The 6,112-nt window shown below is 68.8% G+C and carries 7 protein-coding genes; 6 read left to right on the top strand and 1 reads right to left on the bottom strand.

Translation table 11 applies throughout. The features are described from left to right. The first annotated feature begins 22 nt into the window (after positions 1–22). From BLR51_RS28080 to BLR51_RS26440, 4 genes are read left to right on the top strand one after another with little or no spacing between them, the layout of a single operon-like run. The gene (locus BLR51_RS28080) at positions 23–2,908 is read left to right on the top strand and encodes a hypothetical protein (RefSeq protein ID WP_110506228.1); all 2,886 of its coding nucleotides are present in this window, start codon (positions 23–25) and stop codon (positions 2,906–2,908) included. Between the two features lie 11 nt (positions 2,909–2,919). Then, positions 2,920–3,684 carry a hypothetical protein gene (locus BLR51_RS26450; protein WP_089852541.1) on the top strand — a complete coding sequence of 255 codons (765 nt, stop codon included), beginning with the start codon at positions 2,920–2,922 and terminating at the stop codon, positions 3,682–3,684. Continuing rightward, entirely contained in the window at positions 3,684–3,869 is a 186-nt protein-coding gene (locus BLR51_RS26445) for a hypothetical protein (protein ID WP_089852540.1), read from the top strand. The genes BLR51_RS26450 and BLR51_RS26445 overlap by 1 nt, the downstream gene beginning before the upstream one ends. Continuing rightward, on the top strand, positions 3,866–4,090 hold the full coding sequence (locus tag BLR51_RS26440; RefSeq protein WP_089852539.1) for a hypothetical protein: 225 nt from the start codon (positions 3,866–3,868) through the stop codon (positions 4,088–4,090). The genes BLR51_RS26445 and BLR51_RS26440 overlap by 4 nt, the downstream gene beginning before the upstream one ends. Before the next feature lie 328 nt (positions 4,091–4,418). On the opposite strand, the gene BLR51_RS27925 is transcribed toward BLR51_RS26440, so the two are convergent. Next, positions 4,419–4,634, bottom strand: coding sequence for a hypothetical protein (locus BLR51_RS27925; protein WP_165616959.1), 216 nt, complete (start codon positions 4,632–4,634; stop codon positions 4,419–4,421). A gap of 72 nt (positions 4,635–4,706) precedes the next feature. Here BLR51_RS27925 and BLR51_RS26435 point away from each other — a divergent pair, with 72 nt between their 5' ends. Further along, on the top strand, positions 4,707–5,507 hold the full coding sequence (locus tag BLR51_RS26435; RefSeq protein ID WP_165616958.1) for a peptidoglycan recognition protein family protein: 801 nt from the start codon (positions 4,707–4,709) through the stop codon (positions 5,505–5,507). 93 nt (positions 5,508–5,600) lie between these two features. Beyond that, entirely contained in the window at positions 5,601–5,822 is a 222-nt protein-coding gene (locus tag BLR51_RS26430) for a hypothetical protein (protein ID WP_089852537.1), read from the top strand. The last annotated feature ends 290 nt before the right edge of the window (positions 5,823–6,112 follow it).

The following is a 6,112-nucleotide window of genomic DNA, read 5'->3' as shown; positions in this document are numbered from 1 at the left end:
CTTATCTTCTGAGGATAAGCCCATGCCCGACAACGGCGTCAGAACCATCGACCTTACCAACCTCGCCAGCGCCGAGGACCTGCTGGCGCATGACGGCGGCACGCTGGGGGTGCTGCCTCTCCCCGCCCTCAGCACCCGGCTCGCCGCCTCCGGCGCCGTGGCCGACCGGCTTGCCGATCTGGACCGGGCCACCTCTTATGTCAGCATCCTGCGCCCCACCTGGGCGGCGCTGGCCGAGCTCGCCCCCGAAGCCATCGGCCAGCAGGCCGAGGTCAGCGCCGAGGATGGCGGCAGCCATACCGATCCGCAGACCAGCGCCACGGTCGCCAATGCCGGGCGCTACACCGCTTTCGGCACCGAAGCCGGGCAATGGACCTGGGTGGACGGCGGCGGGCTGGCCAGCAAGGCCGACAGCGCCGATCTCGCCCCGGTAGCCTTCAGCGGCGGCTATGCCGATCTGACCGACCGGCCCGCTCTGGGCACGGCGGCGGCCGAGGACAGCACCGCCTTTGCCAGTGCCGCGCAGGGGGCGCTGGCACAAAGCGCGGTGCAGCCCGGGGCGCTCGCCGCCGTCGCCACGTCCGGCAGCTATGGGGATCTGACCGACCGGCCCGCCCTGGGCACGGCGGCGGCCGAGGACAGCAGCGCCTTTGCCAGCGCCGCGCAGGGCGTGCTGGCACAAAGTGCCGTGCAGCCCGCCGCCATCCTCGGGATCGGTGCCGATCTGGTCTATCTCGAAGGCCTGGGCGTCGCTGACACGGTGACGCTCTCGGCGGATGGCTACGCGCTGGCGGCGCGGCTTGATGGCCGCCTGCTGGAGCTGCCCACCGATTACGTGGTCAGTCTGCAGGAGAATGACCTGCTGCCGGTCTATGTCGAGGGCAAGGGCTTCGTGTCGCAGGTGACGCTGGCGCTGGACGGGGTGGCGGTGGAGGCCGTCACCCGGCGTGGCCGCGAGCGCTTCGGCACCGAGATCCCCAACCGCGCCAACATCCCGCCCGCGCCTTACGGGCCGGTCTTCGACGATCGCGGCGTGATCTATCTGTGGCTCTTCACCGGCCAGTCCGGGGCGGTGGGCTCGCGCGGGGTGCCGCTTTACCCCTACATGCCGCTGCACGCGCCGAAGCGGGCGCTGATGCTGAATGGCGGCGTGAACCGGCAGGGCGAGTTCGAGAACGTCAACACCCGGCTGGTGACCTGTTCGGAACGGGTGGAACACGAGCCCGACCCGGCCGACCTGATCCGGGGCGAGACCTTCGCCACCGGCTTTGTCGACATGATGACCCGGCTCACCGGCGGCACGCATATGGCGATCGTGTCGGGGGCGGGCTCGACCACCTATGAGGGGCTGAAGAAGGGCTCCACCGTCTATGCGTCGCTGATCGACGGCGTGACGCAGGCGGTGGCGCTGGCGGCGGCGGGCAAGCTGCCCGACCTGATCCCGCGCGAGGTGGTGGTGGCGGGCACGCTGGTCATCCATGGCGAAAGCGACAGCGGCGCGGGCACCCCGGATTACTTCGCCAAGGGGCTGGAATGGCAGGCCGACATCGAGGCGGATGCGCGCGCGGTCACCGGGCAGGAGGCCCCCGTGCCCTTCTACTGGCTGCAGGTGTCGAGCTTCGGCACCGCCGGTGACAGCACCCCGGTGCTCGACATGCTGCGGCTGCATGACGAGCATGACCGGCATGTGCTCTGCGCGCCGGGCTACCAGTTCGATTATGTGGACGGCGTGCATCATTCCTCCCGGGGGCGCCGGGCGGGGGCGGAGATCCTCGCGCACAGCGTCTGCGAGCACGCGGCGCGCGGCAGTTTCGAGCCCGCGCGGCTGGCGCGGCGCGGCACGCTTTCCGCCGATGGCCTGACCGTCACCGTGCCGCTGCTGGGGGGCGTGGCCTTCGAGTTCGAGGAGAACCCCGATAACCCGCTGCGCGAGACCCCACATGGCTTCAGCTTCTCCGACAGCAGCGGCGAGATCGCGCTTACGAGCCTGCGCCTGATCGACGGCCCGGCGGTGGAGGGGCGGCTCGCGAGCCCCAGCACCGGGCGGCAGCCCCGGCTCTGGGCGGCGCGGCGCAATGCGGCGGGGGTCTATGGCGGCAGCCGCGCCGCCACCGACCTGCGCACGGTGGGCACGGGCCTGCCCAGCCTTTACGCCCGCGACGGGCTGCTGCACCGCTATCTGGTGCATGGCTATGCCGATCTGGCGGGCGGGCGGCAGGCGGGGCAGCAGATCTTCGACCAGCTCTGCCCGGTGATCGGGCTCGACGCCTCGGCGCTGGCGCTGGACGAGGGGGCGGCGGTGACCGACTGGCGCCCGGTCAGCGGCATCGCCGGGCTCAGCGCCACCGGCGGCGGCACTCTTGCCCCGGACCCGCCCGCGCTGACCCTGACCGGGGCGCATCCGGCGGTGATGTTCCGGCAGCAGGCGCTGGCCAGCGACCTGTTCGATCTCTCGGAAGATGCCACGCTGATCCTTGGCCTCCGCCCGCTCTCGACCCGCAGCGGCGTGGTGCTGGACGCGCGCACCGGCAGCGTGCCCGGCCTCCTGCTGCTGGCCAATGCCAGCTCCGGCCAGCTTGAGGCACTGGTCAGCGGCTGGCCCGCGACGCCGCTCTGCCCGCTCGACCAGTGGTCGGCCGTGGCGCTGCAATGCATCAGCCATCAGGGCGCGGAATTTATGCGCATCACGCTGGCGGGCGGCGCCGGAACGGTGGTGAACAACGGCTATCTGCCGCTGCCCGCCGAGACCGGGCGCCGCCTCGTGCTGGGCGCCGAACAGCCCGCGCTGGCGGGGACCTACGCCCAGGCCGACTTCGACCTGAGCCACTTTCTCTGGGCGGACAAGGAGGCGTCCAAAGAGGAGGTTGCCGTGATCCTCGCCCATCTCGCCCATGAACTCGATCTCTGAGGAGCCCTGCCATGCCACTGTCCACCGTCGTCACCCGCCTGCAGACCAATGCCCCCGTGGCGGGGCTGCCCCGCGCCTACAGCCTGTCGGCGCTGCTGGCGCTGCCGGAGATCACCCATGCCTGGCTGCCGGAACCGCGCTTCTTCCGCGAGGACAACCGCTTCTGGGACCCGCTCAAGGGCGGCATCACGCTGGAGGCCAGCAACCCCGCCGGGGCGGCCGCCCACAGCTTCGGCACCGCCAATAACGGCAACACGCCCTACATCGAGATGAGCTCCAGCCAGGCGAACAGCTATGGCGTGGCGACGCAGGTGGTGCCGGTCACGGATTACACGCTGCTCTTCGGCTTCATGCCCTATACCGGGGTCGATGACCCTTCGGCGCCGGTGAACGCCACCGACACCTTCCCGATCATGGATGGCAGCGCGAAGTTCCTGTCGCCGCAATGGGACCGCGACGGCGGGCAGATGACGGTGAAGGACGAGCTGACCGCCAATGGCGCGCTGCCCGGCATCTCGCAGAACCTCGGCAGCTGGGCCTGGTATGCCTCGGCGCTGGATCGATCGGTGCCCACCGGATACCTGTCGCAGAACGAGATCTCGCGCTTCCGCTCGGCGCCGGTGTCGTTCAACAACTCAGGCACCTTCGTGCTGGGCCACCCCCAGCTCTCCTGCCGCCTGTCGCTGATCCTGATCGCCAATGCCGACCTCACCAACAGCTATCCCAATACCGACCTGATCGAAGGCTTCATGACCGAGATGCACAGGGTCGGGTGATGACTGGCGCGCTCCTCACCGCCCTGTCGCGGCACTATATCGACGCTTATGCCGGGCTGCTGCCGGTGGTGGTGGTCACCTTTGTCGCCCTCACCACCGCCAGCGGCAGCATCCAGTTTCTGGCGGCATGGTCGACCGTGCGCCTGATCCAGCGCGGTATCCGCAAGGCGTGCTGCCCGGCATGAGCAAAACAGAAAAGCGCGTCCGCTGGGCGCAGGTGCTGAGCCTCTTGGCGATCATCGCCCTGTTCGTGGCCGATATCGGCCTCGATATCCTCGCCAAGGAAGTCCCCGAGTGGGTCTATCCCATGCTGGGTCTGCTGGCGCTTGGCGTGGAAGCCCCCGCGCTGTCGCGCTTCGTCATGGCGCTGCTGCGCGCCGGGGCAGGCGGCGGGGATGCAAAGTAGGGACGTGGGCCGCGTGAGCGCAGCGGGCAAAGCATGCGGCCCGACTCGAAAAAAAACATCAGGCTGCGCTCACGACTATAAAAATAATCCTCCTGCGCCGGCTGAAAAGCGTTCGTCTTGTGTCAGTCGGGCAGGAGGAGCGGGCGGAGCCCCTGTGAGGGGAATCGCAGGTTGATATGAAGGCCACGTCCGCGCGGTTAACCTAACGTTAACGTCGGAAATGATAATCGCGTATTTTGGAAACAACGCCATGCGCTTTTGCGCAACTGTGCACTGATTCCACTAGTTTTGACCGCCTGACAGCTTCACCCGCTGGTCATCTCGGGCCTCAGCGGGTGCCGCGGCGCAGGAACTCGCGGACATCCAGCGTCAGCAGACTGGCGAGCGTCGTCAGCGCGATCCCGAAGCAGCTTGCCACAAAATGCAGCAGAGTCGCCTGCCTGCCGAATTGCGGCTGCGCCAGTTCGATGGCCCCGGCCATGGCGGCGGCGAGCGGCCAGAGCCGGTGCAGCCAGCTCGGGCGCAGCACCGCCGTGGGCAGCATCGGCCTCCCTCCGGCCACCCCAAGCCGCCGCCCCGGGGCGCGGCCACACCTACAATCACAAGGGAGACAGATATGGGTGAAGACATCCGCCTGCTGCAGACAGCGGCCTCCGCGCTCAATTTTTCTGCAGGTCCAGCTGACGGGCTCTGGGGGCCAAAGACCCGGGCCGGGCTTCAGGCGCTACGCGACGCACATCAGGGCCGCTGGGGTGATCCGGTGCTGCAGATCGGGCGGGCACTGATCGATCTGGGCTATCTGGCCGAGGGGCCGCTGAGCCGGGTCTGGACTCCGGAGCTGGACCGGGCGCTTGGCGCGCTGATCGCCGCCGATGGCCTGCCGCGCTCCGGGGCCGTCATTGAAGTCGCGCCGCAGCCGCCCGGGCCGGTGCTGCGACCGGGCCACGGCAACCAGTTGTTCCAGGGCAGGGCGGGGCACCTGGTGCAGCTCTTCGTGATCCACACTGCCGCCACGCCCACCGGCTGGGTGCGGGGCCGCAGCAATGCCGAGCTCTTTGCCGAGATCCGCCGCTGGCACCTTGCCAACGGCTGGCGCGACATCGGCTATCACGGCGTGATCTTCCCCGATGGCGAGATCCTCGAGGGCCGGGCGTGGGGCGAGATCGGCGCGCATGTGGTTGGGCACAATGCCGGATCGCTGGGCTATTCCATGGTGCCCATCCGCACCATCACCCGCATGGGCGCGCCCGAGGACTTCTACACAGACGCCACGCTCTCTGCGATGCGCGGCGTGATCGCCCGCGCCTGCGTCCGAACCCCCATCACCCGCATTGCCGGGCACAATGAGTTCGCCGCCAAACTCTGCCCGGGCTTTCTCGTGCGCCCCGAAGACTGGGCCCCGGCAGGCTGGGCCTGATCCCATCACCGGCTGGCGCGTAGCGCTGGCCTCCTGCGGCCTGCGCGCCGCATTCCTCGCGCCGATGGCGCATCTCCCCTGAAAGGACACACCATGACCGGACAAATTGCCCTGCTGCTTCGGGTCTTCATCCTGCTGCCGCTCGCGGGCCTCAGCGCCACGCTGCCCTTCGTCACCTATGACAAGACGGCAGGCCTGCTCACCATCGACCTCAACGCCGCCTCCCTCGCCATGGCGGTGCTGCTCTATGGCCTGCTCAGCGGCGGCACCTTCGCCTGGTCGCGCTGGGTGAAGGGGGTGGGCGGGAAAACGTGATGCCCAGATAAAGCCACGGGCCGGAGGTGAACCATTTCCGGTCCAGGGCGAATCACGGACGGGGGCTTTCTCTTGCTCAGGCTCCCCCTTCAGGACCTTCATGCATAACGCAGTCTCGGGATCGAAAGCTGGTGAGGGCCAGTGAGGCCCTGCGTTCACACGATTCCACAGGGGCATCTGCTTGTCTGGAATATAAACCCGCATTATTCGCCGAGCCGGCTCGGCGGCGCGCTGGAGGCGGGTTGAAGCCGTTCTTGCCGGCTTCTGGGCACCAGCTTGTTGCCGATGAG

Origin of the sequence: Salipiger marinus, assembly GCF_900100085.1 — a bacterium.
GTDB classification, from domain to species: domain Bacteria; phylum Pseudomonadota; class Alphaproteobacteria; order Rhodobacterales; family Rhodobacteraceae; genus Salipiger; species Salipiger marinus.
The sequence above is the reverse complement of the archived record's forward strand: the minus strand, read 5'-3'. Positions and strand labels throughout refer to the sequence as shown.